The 20682-nt window shown below is 38.1% G+C and carries 14 protein-coding genes and 1 pseudogene; 3 read left to right on the top strand and 12 right to left on the bottom strand.

Going from position 1 to position 20682, the window contains the following annotated elements; genetic code table 11:
* Positions 1–334: 334 nt before the first annotated feature.
* Together ACZ5XR_RS28405 and ACZ5XR_RS28410 are read right to left on the bottom strand one after the other, a co-directional pair.
* Entirely contained in the window at positions 335–1789 is a 1455-nt protein-coding gene (locus tag ACZ5XR_RS28405) for a spore germination protein (protein ID WP_464502665.1), read from the bottom strand.
* A gap of 248 nt (positions 1790–2037) precedes the next feature.
* Positions 2038–2811, bottom strand: coding sequence for a M15 family metallopeptidase (locus ACZ5XR_RS28410; RefSeq protein WP_464502666.1), 774 nt, complete (start codon positions 2809–2811; stop codon positions 2038–2040).
* Positions 2812–3352: 541 nt separating this feature from the next.
* Here ACZ5XR_RS28410 and ACZ5XR_RS28415 point away from each other — a divergent pair.
* Together ACZ5XR_RS28415 and ACZ5XR_RS28420 are read left to right on the top strand one after the other, a co-directional pair.
* Positions 3353–5572: a S53 family peptidase gene (locus tag ACZ5XR_RS28415; protein ID WP_464502667.1), complete on the top strand. Its 2220-nt coding sequence runs from the start codon at positions 3353–3355 to the stop codon at positions 5570–5572.
* 169 nt (positions 5573–5741) lie between these two features.
* A complete protein-coding gene (locus ACZ5XR_RS28420; protein ID WP_464502668.1) occupies positions 5742–9011 on the top strand; it encodes an Ig-like domain-containing protein in 3270 nt (1089 codons plus the stop codon).
* Between the two features lie 151 nt (positions 9012–9162).
* Here the strand turns inward: ACZ5XR_RS28420 and ACZ5XR_RS28425 are convergent.
* From ACZ5XR_RS28425 to wrbA, 8 genes and pseudogenes are all read right to left on the bottom strand, one after another.
* Positions 9163–9797: pseudogene (locus ACZ5XR_RS28425) on the bottom strand (FMN-dependent NADH-azoreductase).
* 187 nt (positions 9798–9984) lie between these two features.
* A complete protein-coding gene (locus tag ACZ5XR_RS28430; protein WP_464502669.1) occupies positions 9985–10170 on the bottom strand; it encodes a hypothetical protein in 186 nt (61 codons plus the stop codon).
* 29 nt (positions 10171–10199) lie between these two features.
* Positions 10200–10343: an FbpB family small basic protein gene (locus tag ACZ5XR_RS28435; protein WP_464502670.1), complete on the bottom strand. Its 144-nt coding sequence runs from the start codon at positions 10341–10343 to the stop codon at positions 10200–10202.
* A 74-nt stretch (positions 10344–10417) separates the two neighbouring features.
* Positions 10418–11620, bottom strand: a complete 1203-nt coding sequence (locus ACZ5XR_RS28440; RefSeq protein WP_464502671.1) for a thiolase family protein — start codon at positions 11618–11620, stop codon at positions 10418–10420.
* Positions 11613–12278, bottom strand: a complete 666-nt coding sequence (locus ACZ5XR_RS28445) for a 3-oxoacid CoA-transferase subunit B (RefSeq protein WP_464502672.1) — start codon at positions 12276–12278, stop codon at positions 11613–11615. The genes ACZ5XR_RS28440 and ACZ5XR_RS28445 overlap by 8 nt, the downstream gene beginning before the upstream one ends.
* Complete coding sequence (locus ACZ5XR_RS28450; RefSeq protein ID WP_464502673.1) at positions 12265–12960, bottom strand: CoA transferase subunit A; 696 nt, start codon at positions 12958–12960, stop codon at positions 12265–12267. The genes ACZ5XR_RS28445 and ACZ5XR_RS28450 overlap by 14 nt, the downstream gene beginning before the upstream one ends.
* Positions 12961–13219: 259 nt before the next feature.
* On the bottom strand, positions 13220–14965 hold the full coding sequence (nagZ, locus tag ACZ5XR_RS28455; protein WP_464502675.1) for a beta-N-acetylhexosaminidase: 1746 nt from the start codon (positions 14963–14965) through the stop codon (positions 13220–13222).
* 162 nt (positions 14966–15127) lie between these two features.
* Entirely contained in the window at positions 15128–15760 is a 633-nt protein-coding gene (wrbA, locus tag ACZ5XR_RS28460) for an NAD(P)H:quinone oxidoreductase (RefSeq protein ID WP_464502676.1), read from the bottom strand.
* A gap of 292 nt (positions 15761–16052) precedes the next feature.
* On the opposite strand from wrbA, the gene ACZ5XR_RS28465 reads away from it, so the two are divergent.
* The gene (locus tag ACZ5XR_RS28465) at positions 16053–16388 is read left to right on the top strand and encodes a DUF3870 domain-containing protein (RefSeq protein WP_464502677.1); all 336 of its coding nucleotides are present in this window, start codon (positions 16053–16055) and stop codon (positions 16386–16388) included.
* A 239-nt stretch (positions 16389–16627) separates the two neighbouring features.
* On the opposite strand, the gene ACZ5XR_RS28470 is transcribed toward ACZ5XR_RS28465, so the two are convergent.
* Both ACZ5XR_RS28470 and ACZ5XR_RS28475 read right to left on the bottom strand, forming a co-directional pair.
* Positions 16628–18436, bottom strand: a complete 1809-nt coding sequence (locus ACZ5XR_RS28470) for a S53 family peptidase (RefSeq protein WP_464502678.1) — start codon at positions 18434–18436, stop codon at positions 16628–16630.
* A gap of 311 nt (positions 18437–18747) precedes the next feature.
* Positions 18748–20679 carry a XylR N-terminal domain-containing protein gene (locus tag ACZ5XR_RS28475; RefSeq protein WP_464502679.1) on the bottom strand — a complete coding sequence of 644 codons (1932 nt, stop codon included), beginning with the start codon at positions 20677–20679 and terminating at the stop codon, positions 18748–18750.
* Positions 20680–20682 lie beyond the last annotated feature (3 nt).

Below are 20682 nucleotides of genomic sequence, written 5' to 3' on the forward strand. Positions count from 1 at the left end.
CACTTGTTTATAATAAAGGATTTTTTAATTTTATAACCATCCAATCAATCATTTTTTAAACCATCCATTTCACAAATAGAAAATAATAATGCCGTGCTACTGCCTCCATTCCAACCTAAAGAAAATAAATAGGCAGTAAAACCCGAATAAGGTTCCACTGCCCTTCCGATGAACTACCTAAATCTGTTGTTGTAAATTTAAAGGACTACCTCAATAGCCCTTAATAAAACGACTTTATTTTTTCTATTCAAAATTAAAATATTACTAACATAAAATATAGGAAAAATTTGACTTAATAAAATAAGTGACTTCTAAAGATCGAACAGAACTCTGCTCATTCTTTCTTCTCTTTTGACGGAAAGGTATGAGGACTATTGGTAATATCATCTAGATTCCCTCGGTAAAAGGTATCCTTCCATTCGTTAGGATTTAACGGAATTAGCGGAGCTAAATAAGGAACGCCCAAGGATTTTAAACTGGCAGCATAAATAATCAATAATAAGCTTACAATTCCAAGGCAACTTAAACCAAAGAAGCTTCCGATAATAAATAAAAGGAATCGTAAAGAGATTACAGTACTTAAAAAGCCTCTAATAAGTAAGGGATAGCCAGTAATAAAACACACCCCTACAATAAAAAGTGAGAGCGGATGAACCAATTTAGAACTCAAGGCTGCATCCCCTACAATGATTGTACCCAGTATCGATAAACTAAAAACCGTACTCTTGGGTAATCGAAAGGAAGCCTCATTGATGAGATGTAACAGAATCAAAAGGATTAATACTTCTGCCCAAATTGGGATAAGTGTATGAGATAATAATGAGGATTTCAAATCATGATCCGGAAGAACATCTTTATGGAATCTCATTATGGCAGTATATAATCCAGGCAAATAAATTGTGGTAAGAAAACAAAGAAAACGCAGAGGACGAGTAATAAATCGACCAAACTTACCATAATAGTCATCAGGGGTCTGAAAAAATTGCCAAAATACCGTTGGCACAATAATTGCTTCTGGAGTCCCATCAACAAGGATCGCAATCCTTCCTTCGTATAAAGCAGCTGCAATACTATCGGGTCTTTCTGTCGAGAGTGTAAGGGGAAAAAATGTTTTTCTTTTACCTTCGATATAATCCTCAATAATCCTAGCTTCCAACAAATATTTTACATTAATTCGTTGAATTCGATTCATTACTTCTGTTACGTTTTTTTCGGTAGCTATTTCCCTAATATAAACAATTGATACATCTGTTTTTGATAGGATTCCTACTTTCATGGAACGGATACATAGCTTAGGTGTTTTCACAAGACTTCTGATTAGGTTTAGGTTCGTTTTTAGTTTTTCCGAACAACCAATTAACGGTCCCCTATAAACCTTTTCATTGACTGCTTCCGCAACATGCCTTTCCTTCCACTGAGCAGTTTCGGTAATGATTCCTTTTGTATTTTGATCGAGAAGGATTACCGCTTTTCCTAATAGCACCCCGTCTATCAGGGGCTGAAACGATTCCACAACCTCAACATCTGCTGTTTTGATATGGTGATAGGCGATTTCGTCGATAAAAGCTTCATCATCATTTGCACTGTTCAAAGATAATAATGGAACAACCAGATATTCTTGTATTTTTTCCGTATCTGCAATTCCGTCAATATACAGAATCGCACCATCTATATAAGGTCTGCTGCCAATTTTCAATATTCGGATCCGTAAATCGGAAACATAGTCAAGTATCTTTTGGAAGATCTCAATGTTTTCTTTTAACGATTTAGTTATATTTTTATTGGTCAAAATCTTTCTCCTCGAATATACAAATATATACTTGCTCCTATTTATAAAGGTAATCACAAACAGAATTGCTATTCTTGAAATGACGGAATTTTTTGAGCAACACCTCATTATAGTGTTCCCAACCCTGTTTTGTTATTCAAATTCAAATCCTACGAATAAGCCAACATTCGGTAATAGAGCAAGCTGCTAGAACAGTGACAGGCACCATGTGAATTCTTCACATGGTGCCTGTCACTTTTTATTCCCTTTTAGTTATTTACTTTAGCAGCATTGTAGTATTCTTCTAGTGTAATGCCTTGGCTCGTGATTTCCTTTGCAAGTTCTTTGCCGACATATCGAAGATGCCATGGTTCATATTGGTAACCTGTTATGGCTTCTTTCCCTTTTGGATAGCGGATGATGAAACCGTAATCCGCGGCATACTCCTGCAGCCATTTGGCCTCAGTACTGTCGCCGAAGCAATCCGCTGCCGCGCATTGGCCATCTCCTTCTGTCACATCAATGGCCAGTCCGGTTTCATGCTCGCTTGTTCCGGGAAGTGCGCTATAGGTTCTAGCTTTTTGATAACCATCCCTATTTACATAAGTATTAAAAAGAGAAGTTTGTGTTTTTTCCGATCTGTAAGCCGAAACTCCTAAGAAATTCACGCCCTGTTCTTTCGCATCATCAAAAAGTTTTTTTATAGCAGCTGCAGCTTCATTTCTCATTTCACGTTTTTCTGAATTAGCCGGAGTGGGAACAAACGTTATTTGGGTAAAAACAAGGTCCTTGGGCACATAGGCTGCAGGCAGTTTATTTTGTTTGTTCACCAGCACGGGTATGCTTTCAGGGTATGAGACAACCACTGTTCGATTATTCTGGAAATTATAATGTGCTTGTTTTTGCTTATTGATTTGCTTCTCTTTATGTTGATTTTCCACCAGGGAATTTTGCTTAGCGGTATTAAATAAAAATAACGAACAGCCGGATAGTGAAGTAACAAGGACAATACAACAAATTCCTGTGGAAATTAATTTAAACATATTAACCTTCCTTTTTTTAAACTTTCGTGATTATCTTACATCTATATTTATTCTTTGTAACCGATTACCAAGGACTGATTTTCATACAACTTTCTAGCCGATTCAGGCGAAAGTTATTATATGACCATATCTTTCCTCTCACTTAGTTACAACGAATTGTCAGCTGTCATCAAAATTCTTCTTATACTGCCTACTAAAGTACCTCCTGAACGATTAATCCCATTTCTGCCTCTATTTGAAATAAGGAGTCTGAATTTTAAACAAATTTATGTATGAATCAGTCGGAAAAAATGAACAAAAAGGCGCTTAAGCAATCATAATGGTTTGAATTTTATTCAGTATTCCCTCTTTAGTGGGCAGATAATGTGGTCAAGGTTACTTTTCTAAAAAAATATTTTGTTGTCAAGATATTAGTCATAATTTAATATTTGAGTTGTGAAAATTTAAAAAATTCTAATCATATTTTAATGATTAGTAGATTGGTATTAACAGTCTGTATTTACAGGTTGTTTAATATAAAAAAAAATTAGGAGGTTGACAAATGAAACCAAAGCTGAAAAAACGAATTACAAGAAAACTTAGTAGTGATAGGATGAAAAGAAAAGTATTCATTTCAACGGCTGCATCCGTGTTAAGTTTGACGTTGTACATGTCGGGAGGATCGAGCTATGCAGCAACATCCAATCACGTTCAGCTTAATGGAGCAGCGCCAATGGCCGCAAAGCACGGTACTCTCATTGGTCACACGAACAGCAGCACGAAATCTTCTTTAACAATTGCCTTGCAATTAAGAAACAGTGATAAACTGGACCATTTTATTGCCAGTTTGAGCGACCCTTCCTCTCCTAACTACAAGCATTACATATCACCTGAAGAATTCAAAAGTCAATATGGGCCAACTGATGAAACGGTTACCAATGTGAAGAGCTATTTAACTAGTAAAGGCTTTAAAGTACAAGATGTTTCAGCCAATAATGCGTTTATTACGGTCAGTGGGACAACCGGACAAATGGAAGATGCATTTGGTGTAACGATTAATAACTATAAAAATTCCAAAGGGCAAACCTATTATTCAAATGCCCAGGCACCGATGATCCCTGCGGAATTTTCCGGAGTAATCACAGATGTAGAAGGGATGAATAACGAAGCACACTATACACATCCAAAAATCAGTAAAACATCACCCTATGTAAATCAAAAGCCAGCAGCAGTTATACCGAATGTGGGCAGCGGTCCAGCTGGCGGGTATACGCCTGCTGAATTGAAAGGGGCTTACGATGTCAGCGCGCTGGAAAGTGCCGGCTATACAGGTAGCGGTCAAACAGTAGCCGTCATGGAGCTTGACGGATATAAGGCTACGAACACTGCCAACTATAGTAACTACTATGGTCTTGGAAGTCCTGCACCAACGAACGTTTATATCGACGGTTATAACGGTGCTGCCGGTCAAGCAGAACTTGAGGTTGAACTGGATATTGAGGTCATCAATGCGATAGCTCCAAAAGCGCAGGTCATAGTATATGAAGCACCGAATACAGATCAAGGTTTAATCGATAATTATCAAAAAATTGCGTCTGATAATCTAGCAAAAACAATCTCCGTCAGCTGGGGAATCGGCGAACAGCGTATCTCAAGTGCGACCATGAATAGCTTACATACAATTTTTCAGCAATATGCTGCACAAGGACAAAGTATTTTTGCTGCGTCTGGTGACCATGGGGCTTACGATTCAGGCGGCAGTACCTTAGAAGTCGACAGTCCTGCAAATGACCCATATGTGACAGGTGTTGGCGGAACCCACTTAAATCTAAGCGGATCTTCTTATAGCTCTGAAACAATTTGGGGCGAACCCGCATACGGGCTCGGCGGCGGCGGCGGTTTGTCCAAAGAATTTACTATGCCTTCTTTCCAATCAGGTACTGGTGTCCAAAATATTTATACAAATGGCTATCGGCAGGTTCCGGATGTATCGGCCGATGCTGATCCAAGCACTGGTTATTCTATCTATAGCGGGGGCTCCTGGACTGTAGTCGGAGGGACATCGGCAGCTGCACCTTTATGGGCAGGAATCACGGCCCTCAATAATCAGTACGCTGCAGCCAATGGTAAGGGCAATCTTGGCGAGGCGAACCCAACTCTTTATAGAATGTTTAATACTGTACAAACATTTCCGGCGTATCATGATATTACGTCCGGAGACAACTTATTTTATCGGGCAACACCTGGCTATGATTTGGCATCCGGTATTGGGACCCCGGATGCATATAATTTGATTCGCGATATAAACAGTCCAAGCGGAGGAACGGTTACAGAGCTTATTACAAATGGCGGTTTTGAAAATGGACAGTCTCCTTGGGTAGAATCGAGCACTAACGGCCAACAATTGATTACAACCCAACCGCATTCCGGCAGTTATTCTGCATATCTAAATGGCTACAATAAGAGTACTGATATAATCTATCAGACTGTTACTATTCCATCCACTGCAACGAGTGCTTCTCTTACTTTTTGGACATGTGTATCCACCAAGGAAAGGAAACATCCCAATGATTATTTTTATGCACAGGTTAGAAATACAAGCGGGTCAGAACTGTCCACCCTGTTAACTTTGAATGATGGAACGGCAGCAGGATGGGTGCAGCATAGCTTCAACCTTTTGGATTATAAAGGGCAGACCATACAGATTGCTTTTAAGGGCACCAATAACAGCAGTAATCCAACTGATTTCTTTGTAGATGATGTAAGCTTACAGGTTCAATAACATAAACCCGGCGGTCTTCATTAAAAGGAGGCCGTTGGGTTAAACAAATTTATGTATGAATCGGTCGAAAAGGATGAAATCACATGAAGAAATCTAGTATTAGTAGATTGATATTACCAGTATGTATTTACAGGCTGATTAATATAAAAAAAATTTCGGAGGTTGACAAATGACAACAAAGGTGAAAAAACGAATTACAGCATTAACTCTCATCTTTACCGTAATCCTATCTCTATTTAGTAGTTTGGCTTCTGCCTCACCTGAAAAGTTAGTAAAGGAAACAAAGGAACCGCCCACAAAGGAGATCGTACAACTTACTCCAAGTGAATCGACAGTCTCGTTCTCTCTTTCTAAAGGCAAACATGAATTAAAGGCTGAAGCAGAGTATAAGGATGGTTCCAAAGCCGATGTTACAGCAGAAGGAAAATGGACTTCACTAGATGAGAAAGTTGTAACAGTTGCTAGTGGAGTGCTAACAGCTGTGAATGCAGGGTCTACACATGTACAATTCAGTATTGGTAATGCAGTGTTAAACGTTGCAGTTAATGTTACTCAAGATGCGCGTGTTTTAAGTCAAACTCTAAATGCTTCAGTAGGGAAAACAATTGTATCGCTCGTTTTAGTTGCACCTAGAATATCATTCATAGATGAAGGGCAAGAGCGTCCTATCGCTTTAAAAGCGCTTTATAGCGATGGTTCGATGGAAGACGTAACTAATTTAGCTACATGGGAATCACAAGATCCGTCGATTGCAAAGGTTGAAAATGGCGTATTAAAAGGGTTATCATCAGGTGATGTTTCATTGGGCGTAACCTACTCAACTTTTCCACAGATAAACTTCTTTGCTTCTATACAAGATGTTCCAGATAATGTAACAGGGCTTGAACTTACGGCTTCCCAGTTGAGGTTAGAAACCTCTGATCAACCGGTTCAAGTAAGAGCCTATACAAGGAATTCCATGGTGGGTTCTACAGATGTTACTAATTTAGGAAGTTGGACAACGACAGATCGTAATGTTGCTATCGTTAGTAAAGGTGGTCAGATTACTCCAGTTGGACTAGGACAAGCATATATATATTTTAAATACGATAAATTGGTTACTGCTGTACTTGTTAATGTTGTTAAGCCGGTGAAGCTTGTAACCGATACACCTGCTGTTGAAATGTTGCCAGGTGAAAATTCGCCGGTTAATTTAACCGAAGTATTCACTAACGGAATATCAGAGGGTGGTATGCTTTTAAATCAAAATGTAGATCCACGTGCTGTGCAGTTGACTGTCGAAGATAGCAGCATTGCAACGGTAACGAATTCAGGATTAATCATCGCAGGTAAGCCAGGTAAAACAATTGTGACAGCTTCCTATCGATCAGATGTTCTTCCGCCAGTTAAAATTGAGATTACTGTCACCAATAAGCTTACTACTCCAAGAGTTATTGGTTTGACAGCTTCTCCATCAAATATCTCCATAGGTGTAGGTGAAGAAAGCGCGCCTATTGCGATAACAGCGATTTACAGTGATGGGAGCACGAAGGATGTCACAACTTCCGTTGAATTGTGGTTGGACAATCCGTTCGTAGCTTCAGTTCAGCGACCATATGCTGGTACACCAAAGGTTATTGGTAAATTGAGTGGCGCGACCATTTTACATGCTAGCTATAATGGTGGTCGTAACACTGTAGATATCCCGGTGGCAGTCACGAATAATGACGGTCAGAGGAAGGCTCCAACCCCTGAATCGATTTCTGTTACACCAGATATGAAAAATATGGTAGAACATCAACAGCAGCAATTGGAGGTAAAAGCAAGCTATACGGACAAATCTGTGGTAAATTCGACTTCAACTGCGGTTTATAAATCATCTAATCCTGATGTTGTTAATGTGAATAAGGATGGCCTACTTACTGCAGTAGGTACTGGTACAGCAATCATTACCGTAGATAGCTCTGGATACTCAAAGCAGGTTTCAATAGTCGTTTCAAATGAACCTTCTAAAGATTTCGTGAATAAAATTGTTGGTCTGATTCCTAGTGAAACGAACATCTCCTTTCAGTTAGCTGACCACACACATTCGTTTTCTGTAAAAGCAAAATATCAGGATGGTTCAACATCTGACGTTACCTCAGACACAAGATTCACATCATTAGACCCGGACATTGTTACAGTTAAGAATGGTGTTCTTACAGCGGTTGCACCAGGTACAACACAGGTCCTTATCGATCACGGAACAAGCACCGAAATCTTGAATGTTTCCATCCATTCTAGAAATGATGCATCTACAGAGGATTTAAAAATTGAGTCATTGCTTGTATCCTCAATGGATGTTGTTGTTCAAAAAGATAAGCTTTATCCCGTACATGTTCTTGCCCAATACAATGATGGGACTCAAAAAGAGATTACGAACTCAATCCAGTGGACAACAGAGGATCCTACTATTGCTGGTGTAACAGACGGGAAATTTACTGGAATGAAACTTGGAAAAACGACAGTTAGTGCAACAATTGCAGGCTTCCCTCCTATTAAAATTCCAGTAAAAGTACAAAGTCAACCTGGACCAGTAAATTTAGTAGGAATTGTTAGCACGGGGATGGTATTACAGCCTGAAGCAGGAAATATAGTACAAGCGATAACTTATGGTAGCAATGGGATGATATTACACCCTGAAGCAGGAACTGTTGATGCGAACGCGTTTGCTGAATATACAGATCATAATATAGTTCAGGTTGATACAGAAGGGAAATGGGAATCTTCCAACGAAAGTGTAGCAACTGTTGACCAGAACGGGGTCATTACATGGGTCGGCCCTGGTGAAGCATACATCTGGTTCAATTATAATGGTTTGAAAGATGCTATTTGGGTAAGAAACACTAAGCCTGTAAATATATATTGGGCTAAAAACGGTGTATATACAGATAGCAATGTAATGTTAGAACCTAATAAGTCCACTGACATCTCAATTAATGGATTCTTTGGTCGTCCAGGCAGAGATGGAAATTGTGATTGTTATAATCTTACTAGCAAAGCAAAATTGACGGTGGCGGACGAATCGGTTGCAACGATTTCTGCTGATGGACATCTCATCGCTCACTCTGTTGGAAAAACGACAATAACTGCTACTGTTTTTGGAATGTCAAAGACAATTGATGTTGAAGTTGTAGCAAAGTATCCTACACCTCCTACATTTACTTTGGGGATAAGTTCTTCGCCGGGTTATATCGTAAATTCAGCAGGCTCAACAAATGATGTAGTCATAAATGCTATGTCCAGCGATGGAACGGTAAAAGACGTTACGGCTGATGTCACTTGGGGTACGTCAAATCCGGAAGTAGCTGAGGTGACCGCTGATCATAAGATCGCAGCGAAATCTGAAGGGGCGGCTGTGGTATTTGCGGAATATGACGGATTTAAAATCATTATTCCTGTTATCGTTAAACCTAATTAAATAATGACCATTTAGAATAAAAAACTGGAGCCGTTTCTATCGAAATGGCTCCAGTTTTTTTAGTTTCATACTTTATATTTTTCACTAATACCCTCTCACACTATTAAAAAAGACAGACCCGACATGGGTCTATCTCTTCGACTTTATCAAACTAGAATGTATGAGCAAGGTCTTTAGCACGAGCAATAGCATTTTCTTTTATTTCCTGTGCTTTATCTGGCATGGCATTATGTCCTTCTACAAATAGCCCTTCGAAAGCCGGAATTCCATAGAAACTCATCATTATACTTAAATAACGATGTCCCATTTCCATTTGAGCTGCAGGACCATCTGAATAAACTCCACCACGTGCCTGAATGTGCAATGCTTTTTTATCAGTTAGTAGTCCAATAGGTCCGTTTTCAGTATATTTGAATGTTTTCCCGGCCACTGAAACCGAATCAAGATAAGCCTTCATAACAGGAGGGAATGAAAAATTCCAAAATGGTGTAACAAAAACATATTTATCTGCGCCCACAAATTGGTCACTTAACTCGCCTAAACGGCTAACTTTTGCTTTTTCTACATCATTAAGTGTATCAAATGCCTGTCCTGATTGGAGCTCCCCCATCCGCTAAATACATCGGCATCGATATGTGGGATGTTTTCTTTAAACAAGTCTATATGAACGATTTCATCATTTGGATTAACTTCCTTATAAGTATCAATAAATGCTTTCCCAACCGCCATACTATACGATTGTGTTTCATTGAGTGGGTGTGCTGTAATATACAATACTTTTGTCATTTCTTTTTACCATTCCTTTTGTTTAATTTGAATATTTTATTTTGAATCAAAAATATAAAAAATCATAATTCTCGATTTCTATTATTTTGAATTCGAGATAATTGTATAAAATAATTTAATGAATGTCAAAAAATTTGTTCGCGTCATATATTTTCTATTTTGGACACCGGGAACCTATCCAATTTTTTTAGTGAACATCAGCGTGGTTTTCTGGAATCACTTTGTACTGGAAATTTAGCGGCAAATTGCTTCTTATTGCATGAATAAAAAATGCAATTGCTTCTTCAGATTCAAAAAGAATATCACCAATGACTTTATTTTCAATTTCAAGTTCTTTTCCTTTTTGATCAAATATTTTCACCCAAAATATCATGAGATGACCGTCCATATGATTTTATGATTTTATGATTTTTGCTTATATCGTTTTATTTCATGACGTTTTTCAATACGTTTTTCAATTCTTTCTAATTCCTCGTTATTGTTAAGAAGGGTTTTTTTGTTTTCCTGAACTAATTCTAGAAATGATATTTTTTTCGTTTTACGCATGATCGTTCCTCCTAATGTATTCGTTTCGTTTTATTATTCAGAATAATGAACATAAAGCACTCCAACCTCTAATTTCACGGGGAAACCGGCGCCCGAAATACCGTTGCGATACCCTGTCCGCCAGCCATACAAAGGGTAGCAAGCCCCCACTTCGACTTTCTTTTCAACATAGAGTGTATAAGTGTCACACTAATTCTAGCACCACTGTTTCCAATCGGATGCCCTAGTGCAATGGCTCCTCCATTTACATTCGTTTTATTCATTGGTAAACCCAGTTCTTTTATGACAGCTAACGATTGAGCAGCAAATGCTTCATTAAGTTCAATTAAATCTAAATCCTCAATTTGTATATTTGCCATGCTTAACGCTTTTTTTGTTGCCTCAACAGGCCCAATTCCCATCCGATCTGGCTTTACCCCTGAAATTCCTAATCCTACAACTTCTACTAAAGGCTCTAATTGATAGCGATCCACCATTTCACCGGAAACCATTAACAACATAGATGCACCATCGTTTAATCCAGATGAGTTCCCTGCAGTGACTGTTCCGTCCTTCTTAAACACAGGTTTTAAAGCCGCTAATTTTTCTAAATCTGTTTTCCTTGGATGTTCATCAGTAGAAAAAATAATGGATTCTCCCTTTTTTTGTGGAACTGTTACAGGTACAATCTCGTTCTGGAAATCTCCATTTTCAATAGCGTTAAGTGCCTTTTGCTGACTTTCATATGCAAATAAATCTTGCTCCTCACGGGAGATCGAATAATCTTCAGCCAGATTTTCTGCTGTCATTCCCATTACAAGTCTTCCGTACTTCTCCACCGGTTGGGAACCCGGTTGACTTTCTTTATTCGGATCGAGAATTTCACTGTTTCCTGAAAGAAAGCCATAACGTCCATTTCGAATATAATATGGGGCATTGCTCATGCTTTCTACCCCACCTACAATATAGGCATGACCTAGACCAGCTTTAATTGCCAAGAAAGCATTTTGAATAGACTGCATACCCGATCCACATTGGCGATTTACGGTGTACCCTGGAATTGACTCGGGCAGGTCTGCCTTTAAAAGAGCCACTCTAGCAATATTGGCTTGGTCTTGGCTCTGTTTTGCCTGACCAATAATCACTTCATCAATAACATCTTCAGGTAGCAGATTCTTTTCTTTTAAATTCTGAAATAATGGAAGTAATAGATCATCCGGCTGTAAGTCTTTTAGAGCTCCACCCAATTTTCCCACTGCTGTTCGTTGTGCACTTACGACATAAACTTTATTATTCATGTTGTCCTCCATCAATTACTGACATCACTTTAAAGTCTGCATCCGTCTTTTCTTGAACTTCTTCTAAACTGACACCAGGCATTAATTCTTTTAATACTAACTGATCATTTTGGAATTCAAATACAGCTAATTCTGTAATAATCAAATCAACTTTACGAATGGATGTAATCGGGTATGTGCAATTTTTAACTATTTTGGAATCTCCATTTTTGGCGGTGTGATTTGTCGTAACAATAATCTTTTTCGCCCCGCTTAAAAGATCCATTGCTCCTCCTACTCCCATGATATTTTTTCCCGGTATAGCCCAGTTTGCAATATACCCCTGTTCATCAACCTGCAGGGCCCCCAAGATGGCAACATCCACATGTCCTCCGCGGATCATCGCAAAAGAGTCTGCACTATTAAAATATGAGGCGCCAATTTCCTCTCCAATTGGAAGCTTTCCCGCATTAACTAGATTAGGATCAAAATCTTCTTCCCTATTCAACTCTTGAACTCCAAGCATTCCATTCTCTGTATGGAAGTATACGACATCTGAATTCACATACTTTGCAATTAGTGTAGGAATTCCGATTCCTAAATTAATGACAGAATAAGGTTTCAGCTCTGTTGCTGCCCGGTTCGCTATTAACTCTTGAATTTCTTTATTTGATTGCATATTTTGATACAACCCCTTCCTTAGTTAAAATGAGATGGCTTTCTACAATGGCGTCTACAAATAGATGAGGAGTGACGATTTCCTCAGGTGAAAGCTCTCCTAGCTCAACAATCTCATCTACCTCCGCAATAACAAAGTCAGCTGCTGTGGCCATTAAAGGATTAAAATTACGAGCAGTTTTGTAAAACACTAAATTCCCTAGAGTATCTGCCTTTGCAGCTTTAATCAGTGAAACATTTGCTCGTAGCGGCTCTTCGAAAACAAATAATTCTCCATTGATTTCGCGTACTTCCTTCCCTTCTGCCAATTGAGTCCCAACACTTGTTTTTGTATAATAGCCGCCAATACCGGCTCCTCCAGCCCTTATCGATTCAGACATGGTTCCTTGAGGCATAAGCTGAATTTCAAGTTTTCCTTGGTTAAACTGTTCTCCCACTTCCCTGTTGCTAGTAAAATACGACCCTATTGCTTTTTTAATTTTTCCTTGTCGTAATAATATGCCTAAGCCCTTTCCCGGTTCACCGAGATTATTACTGATCACAGTTAGTTGATTCACATCAAAGCGTGTCAATTCTTCAATTAAACTTAATGGTGCACCCACCAAACCAAATCCACCTACCATGATGGTGTCACCTGATTGAACCTTTTTAATGATTTCTTCTGCACTTTTTACCTTTTGCATTGATATCACTCCCGAATTTTTTAAACAAAGCAAAAAGCCCAGCCAATCCAAAGGAAATAAACATCTTGCTTTTTCCTTTGGATTGGCTGGGCTATCTTAAATTTAATGAAAACGGTCAGTTTTCAACATTAAGATTTCATCTTTCCATCATCTTAATCAACAATCGATTAAGAATTTTATTGTAAGTAACATCGTTGAATTAATTATACTACTTTAAGAATAACATTCAAGTAGAAATAATTATTCTTATATACTATTATTACCCAGCCATATTATTATTTGCCAAGGATCCGTTATATATAGAGTAATGATCAAGAATCAAGGTTTGAGTCCCAAAAGGAAAAACAAACTTTAATGTATTGTTTCCAACTGAATAGCTGATAATTTCTTCCTTGTTACTTGTTTTAACATCTGTTTTAGGAGAACCAAAATAATCCTCTATATCTTTAATGGTTAAGGCTTTTAAACCAGGATCATAGGAGCGAATCTCAAACAGTTGTAGCCCTTTATTATAAGCAACAACTACATGGTATTTATTATATGTGCAATACGTCCCATTCGCTGCAGCAATATATTCTCTTTTATCTTCTTTTCCCCAGAGCTTTCTGACAAGATCAATCGTGGTGGTTTTTAGATGGAAATCAACGTTTATGATTGAACCTAATTTTGCTTTCGCTGCTATATTTGAAAGTAATTTATTCTTTGAATTATTCGTGGACACAGAAACATTTGAAATCGTATTTGTTATTAGATTATTTAGATTCGTTACATTTACAGGTGAAACTTTATTATTATTAACATTATATTTATGTTTCAAAGTTAAAATCCTGTATACACTCTTATTTATAGTATCTACAGAAATGGTATGATTTCTCACAGCTGAATAAATACTGTTATAGACTATGGCCACATTATCCATTCCATGTCCAACTAAAATAATGTCGGCCCCCGCATTTACGGCTCTTACGGCTGCGTTTTTCATCGTATAGTGCTTGGCAATAGCACCCATTGTCATATCATCTGTAATGACCACACCTCCAAATCCATATTGTTTCCGCAATAGATCTGTAATAATGGTTTTTGACATTGAGGCAGGATAATTAGGATCAATTTTTTGAACTAATATGTGGGCAACCATCACCATATCAGCTTGATTTTTGAAAGCATTGTTAAAAGGAACTAATTCAACCTTTTTTAGTCTAGTTAGATCATTCTTTACTAATGGAAGTTCCAAATGAGAATCAACAGAAGTATCACCGTGTCCAGGGAAATGTTTTACAACTGGAATGATTTCCCCAGAACTTATCCCTTTCATCATACTAACCCCTAATCTTGAAACAATACCGGAAGTTGTTCCAAATGAACGGTCCCCGATAACTGTATTATTCGGATTCGTTTGGATATCTAGATCAGGAGCGAAATCTGTGTTAAATCCAAAGGATTGTAATTCTTTGGCTATTACATTACCGATATTATATGCATATTTTTCATTATTTGTATTTCCAATAAGTCTTGCACTAGGTGTGTTTTTGATTGAAGCTGGCATACGGTGAACCCTTCCGCCTTCTTGGTCGGCGGATATAAATAATGGTATCTTATTCTTACTGTTTACAGCTTTAATTGCATTTGTTAAGTTTACTAATTGTGCAGCACTCTGAACATTCGTTTGATAGAGGATTAACCCGCCTGGCTTGTATTTATTAATAAGGGTTTGTGTACTTGAATTAACGTTTGTACCATCAAATCCTGCGATAATCATTTGCCCGATTTTCTCATTTAATGTCATTTTGTTTAGTTGATCTTTAATTGGATCAATTCTTGTTGTAACAGTCATCTTTTTGGTATCTTTAGTTCTACTAGTATTATTTATCCCCTCTTGTTTGTCAGTTTTATTTGTATTGGTATTATTTGTATTAATTGAATTATCCGGATTATTATTCGAACAACCATTAATAAGCAATAATGAAATCAAAATGAACATCATTTTGACTATCAACTTTTTCATAGTGTTTCTCCTTCCAGTTACAAAAAGCATCTTAATATCGCAAGCCAAAATATTCAGACTTAATTTTAAACCCAACAACAACTTTACAAAAGAGTGCAGTTATTGTTTTTTCACGGAGCAAAGAGATTGAAATCATCTTTATACAAAGATTTAATAACTTTGCTATATTGAATATTGATTCGCTTTTTTCACCCATTCTGCTACTGTAACTGTACGTTTTGCCTGATGCTTAACAGCAGCTTGTACAGCGGTAACGTCTTCCACCATTTTACCATTCTGATCAACAGTAACACTTGTGCCGTATGGGTTACCGCCAGCTCCAAATATGACTGAATCTGTATATCCTGGAGTTACAACAATACCTCCCCAGTGGTGTATCGTTGTATACAATGATAATATGGTTGCCTCCTGACCACCATGTGGGTTTTGTGCAGAAGTCATGGCACTTACTACTTTGTTTTTAAGTTTTCCATTAAACCATAGACCACCTGTAGTATCTAAAAATTGTTTCATTTGAGACGGCATATTACCAAAACGGGTAGGTATGCTAAAAATAATTGCGTCTGCCCATTCTAAATCACTAAGTGCTACAGTTGGAACACATACTGAGACTTCTTCAACATAATTCTTCCATTCAGGATTTGAATCAATTACGGATTGAGGAGCTAATTCTGGAACTTTTAAGATCTTAACTTCTGCACCGGCTTCAGTAGCACCCTCGGAAGCCCATTGTGTTAAATGATAATTTGTACCTGTTGCACTATAAAAGATAATTGCAAGATTTACATTGGACATGCAGCCAATCTCCTTTTCAATTTAGAAAAATTTTATAATAGTTAAATATCCTTTATGAATTTCACAATGATTATGTTGCCCCCTGATTTTATTATCAATTCCTATTAATCCTTCTTACTAATTAGTTCTCCACAAAATGTAGAATAAAGAATTGTTTTATTTAGGCTGTCATATTACCGGATGGAGTGGAGACACTTAGAATAATCACTGCTTCCCATAAAAATCATTTAATGTATCCTTCGGAACATCTTTTATATGCTATAAATTGGTTCAGTAATTAGGAGGCACAACAATGGGAAACCTACCAGAATTAAATACTGTGTTAGTCACTGCATATGCTAAGGCACCTCAAGGAAGCGCAATGTATGAAGTATATAAACACGCTGGAATTATATTAGAGATTGATCCGAATACAAACATCATTATTAATGCGGAATTTACCTTTTTGGCAAATTTAACAAAAGATTTTTTTAGCAGAATGATGGTCGGTTTTGACCTATCGAATGGGATAGATCAACTTATTCAGAGAGTTGAAAAGCATTACTTTGCTCCCTCTACAAATTCCGTAATTGTTGCATTAAAAGCAGCCTATAAACGATACCTTGAAAAACTTAATCAAGAAAAATAAAAATATTTGATACCTTCGTGCTAATAATTTAGGGTAATCATAACACTCTACCTAAAAATTGTGACCAGCTATTTCGTTCGGTTTCTCATAAAGAAATCTGTCTAAACAAGACAAAAAAGAAGAAAACTGTGACTTTTCTCCATTTAACATTATAATCAAGAAATGCCAGAAGAGAGTGATTCCCTTCTGGCATTTTTTACATATTGATATGTTGGCAATCACCAAAAATCATTATGGAGTTAGTTTGCGTTTGCCAGGTTGTTTACCACGCTGGAAACGTCAGGTGTACCCAATCCAGTCGCATCATCCCAGCCTGCGCCAGCCTGGAGTGAAGTGTCAGTTCCCATCAAGACATTCCATGGCTTTGGATTACCTCCCGGTACAATGGGTGCCCAATAGATGTAGGAATAGTTATCATGTTGCACATCATGGAATGAAGATGAATTCATCGAATACAACAGTGGATTGATGAACGGCAAAGGACTGCCCGTTTTTTGCATGTGCCCTTGGTTGGCAAGTGCACAAATGGCTGCCCACTGTGGTGCAGCGTCGCTTGTTCCACCCCAACCATCTTTGACAACACCGTTTTGGACTATTGAAAAACCTGTAAAGGGGTCGGAGTTAAATGCTACATCAGGAAGCTGACGGTGTGATATGTTTCTGTCTAGTCCCTGAACACCAGTCTGCCAACTTGGCTTAGCAAAGACGTTACTCACACCGCCGCCTGTGCCCATCCAAAATTGATTCTTTGGCAACACTAAGATTCCACCAGCAATTTTAACAGTGTCACCCCACTCGAATTCATTCTGATAGGAGTTATCACTATTCGTGAACAATGATGTACCACCCACTGCGACCACATTTGGGTCGGATGCAGGGAATGAGACATCCGTTTGTCCAAGCTGTTTTGCAAAGTCACCGTCATCACCCGATGAAACAAATACGTTGATGCCTTCAGCGGCTGCTTGGGCAAACATTTCATTCACCGCATGTTTCTGTGAGGTAGACATATTTTCCTCTGGGGCTCCCCATGATAGCGATATCTGGTTTGCCAACCCTTTGTCGATCAGCTTATTAACATCAAGAAACAGTGAATTACCATCATCTTTCGTTACATCCAACAAAATCTTTGCACCAGGTGCAACTGCGTGCGCCAACTCGACATCCATGCTTGTTTCGCCTGCCCACGAGGCGACAACGTTCTTGTCAACGGGCTGCTTTGTTAATCCTAACCCTGGTGGAGGAGAGATGACCTCTAAATTAAGCGGTTCATCTGCACCGAACGCCCCTTGCTCAACTTTTTGATTGTACAATTGTAAATCTGACTGTATCGTCGGACTACCGTATGCATCGACAATGGCAATGGTTTGTCCTGCTCCATCAAGCCCACTTTTGTATACTGATGTAAAGTTATAAGCCTGTTGAATTTTTGCACTGTTGTTACCATTAAAGAAATTGCTTGGTTTCGGAGGGCCGACTGTTAAGTCGGGACCTTCAGTTGACTTAATCATCGGTTTCGGAGTGGCCATTTGGTTCACTCCGGAGGTTCCGGCTAATTGATTGGCAAGTGGACCTGTAACATGATAATCTGTCGTGTTCGCCAAAAAGGTGTTGCCGCTGCTGTCCTGAAACTGATGAATGTCAGTCCCAAGAACAGACTCAATTTGCGCAACTGTTCCAGATGCGTCAATCACTAGATTGTTATCCGTTGTTCCATTAACGGTTAAACCAGCATTTTGCAATTGATTCACTACAGCATGATAGGCGTTCCCATTTGGAGAGAACTGAGCGTGAAATTGCGCAGGCGTTAGTTTTTGGTGACTCGCAAGGACTTGGTCTAACTGTTCTTTATTTTGTAATTGCAAGTAAGAATTCACATTTAATGTCGCGTCTGCAGATGCTTCACCTAAGTCAGTAAAGTTGGTAAGCCCAGGAGTGGCACTTTCTGGGATAACTGTCGTACTTTGAGCGAAACTAGGTGTAGCAAATGAACCGCCTAATGCCAGTGCCGCACACATTGCACAGGACAATACATATTTCTTTTTCACTGTGTCTTCCTCACTTTCATTAATTATTTTGTTTTGAATAAAGGGCTAATTAAATCTACAATAAAACCGTTTATTCACCTCCTTTTTTCCAATGAACAGAGTACTTCATATTCTTTTTCGATTTAATTGAATATTTCAACTATTCTAAAATAACATGATCACTATTCTTTGTAACCGATTACAAAAGATGGATTTACTTATAACTTTCTGTCCGAATCAGACTATTTTGTTGGAAATGTATTAAATACCTATAAAAAAGACAAAAAAAGAAGAAAACAAATTTTTCTCCTTTTAACATGATCCATATGATTTTATACTTCTAATAAATTAATCTTTCCATTGGCATTCAGAATTCTTAAAGCAAGTTGAAGATTAAATTTTTGGTCAGCATGATTAAAATCGATCTCACCAATTTCTTTTAATCTATGAATTCTATACTTCAAGCCACTTAGTGAAACATTCAAGTCTTTTGCTGTTCTTTGAAGATTGCATTCATTTGCAAGAAAAATGTGAAGGGTAGAGATCATAGTATTTCCACCACTTTCTTCATCATATCTGAGAAGCTTTTCGAGCGTCCTAGTTGCATACGTAAGAAGTTGTTCTTGAGCAGAGCCTGCATACAATAGGTCAAATATGTTCATTTCTTCCACAAAAAATATTTCACCTGTACGTCCTAGTCGAGTCATAACCTTCATCATGTTTGAACATTCTTCAAATAAGGCTTGAAGTACCTTAATGGACATCGCTTCACGACTAATGCAAATGGAAGTTTTTATATTTGCAAATAATTTCTGTTGGTGGTCTTGTAGGATTTTTGCTACCTTTTGAAAATCTAATCCATTTGGATCTGATGGCCCCAAAAGGATAATCTCCCCTCTTCGCTCAACAATTAAAGCATTACTTTTAGAAGAGTGAAGTTTAGTTCGAACAATATTTAATAATTCATTACGGAGATTCATAGGCAGATCTTGATCTTCAATAAAGCCATTGCCGTTTCCTTGTTGAATAATTTTCACAAGCATAAATCGGTGCGGCTTTCCAAAATCATATCCCATAAAATTTGCTCGTTTCACTAATTGTTCAATAGGTGTTACACCGGATAACAATTCATCAAGAAATTCACCTTTTAATTTATGTTCAGTATTCAATGCCGTTTTTTCTTTCAATAAATCTACTGCCATAGCAGCGGCAGCGCGCGCGGTAATCATTTGTCTTAGTTCATTATCTGTTCCTTCAACATGGATGACCGATAAATATCCCATTATCTCATCGCCAAGAACAATTGGGGCAACAGTCCTGTTTAGAAACGTTGGATCATCCGAAACAATAAAATCTTTCGCACATTTTTCCTCATCTAACAGTCTAAGCTTATGGTGAAATTCTGAAAAAAGCTCTATTTCCGGTTGAATGAGGTATGGGTCTATGCTTGATTTTTCCTTGTTAGGCAGCCACCATGAAAGCGGACGAAAATATTTATCTTGAACAATTACAGGCGAATTGACCATTTGTCCGATAGTATCTATAACAGCTTGCCTGCTTTGCCCTGAAAGAACCATCCGGTTTAGCTGTTCATGTATATTCATAATTCGTTGTAACATTTTATGTTGTTTTTGAATATGCCGATGTGCCTCTTCTAATTCTTCCGCAATTTTGGTTTCCCCATAATAAGACAGTTCCTGTTCGATTTCATTTCCCCACTCTTCTACTGTTCTTCCAACAAACCGGCACTCAGCATCCCCACGACCAACACAAGTCACTTCTTTATATAATATTTTCCGTCCAAAAATTCCTGATGAGACCCCACTTGCATATCCAATTAATGTCCAGCACACCGGATCTTTGGCGAAACCGAAATGTTTAATATATTGATCTGCTTCATATGAATTTAACCAAACTCCTTCCATATAAAACTTATTCTGTTCATAATCCACACTAAGAGCTTGTAAGTCAACTTGAACAACGCCTTCTTGCATATGAAAAATTGGAGCTTGTTGATGGAGAAATTCCTGGGAAGCATTAGGAAATAACTTTTTAATTGAAATCGAATCTTTATATCCACATTCCCACCCATAACGAAGGAGGAACGCCCTTGCTCTTTCACGTCCTAATGTTGAAATAAGGTCACGAATGAGCATTCCTAATGCTTCGGCATCCACCAGAATAAAACGTTCCCCTTTAAACCAGATATGGCCTGGATGAAATTCAATATCTGAATTATTCACTGAAGTTAGACCTTGATCCATTGT

This window comes from Neobacillus sp. Fa239, from assembly GCF_055395235.1.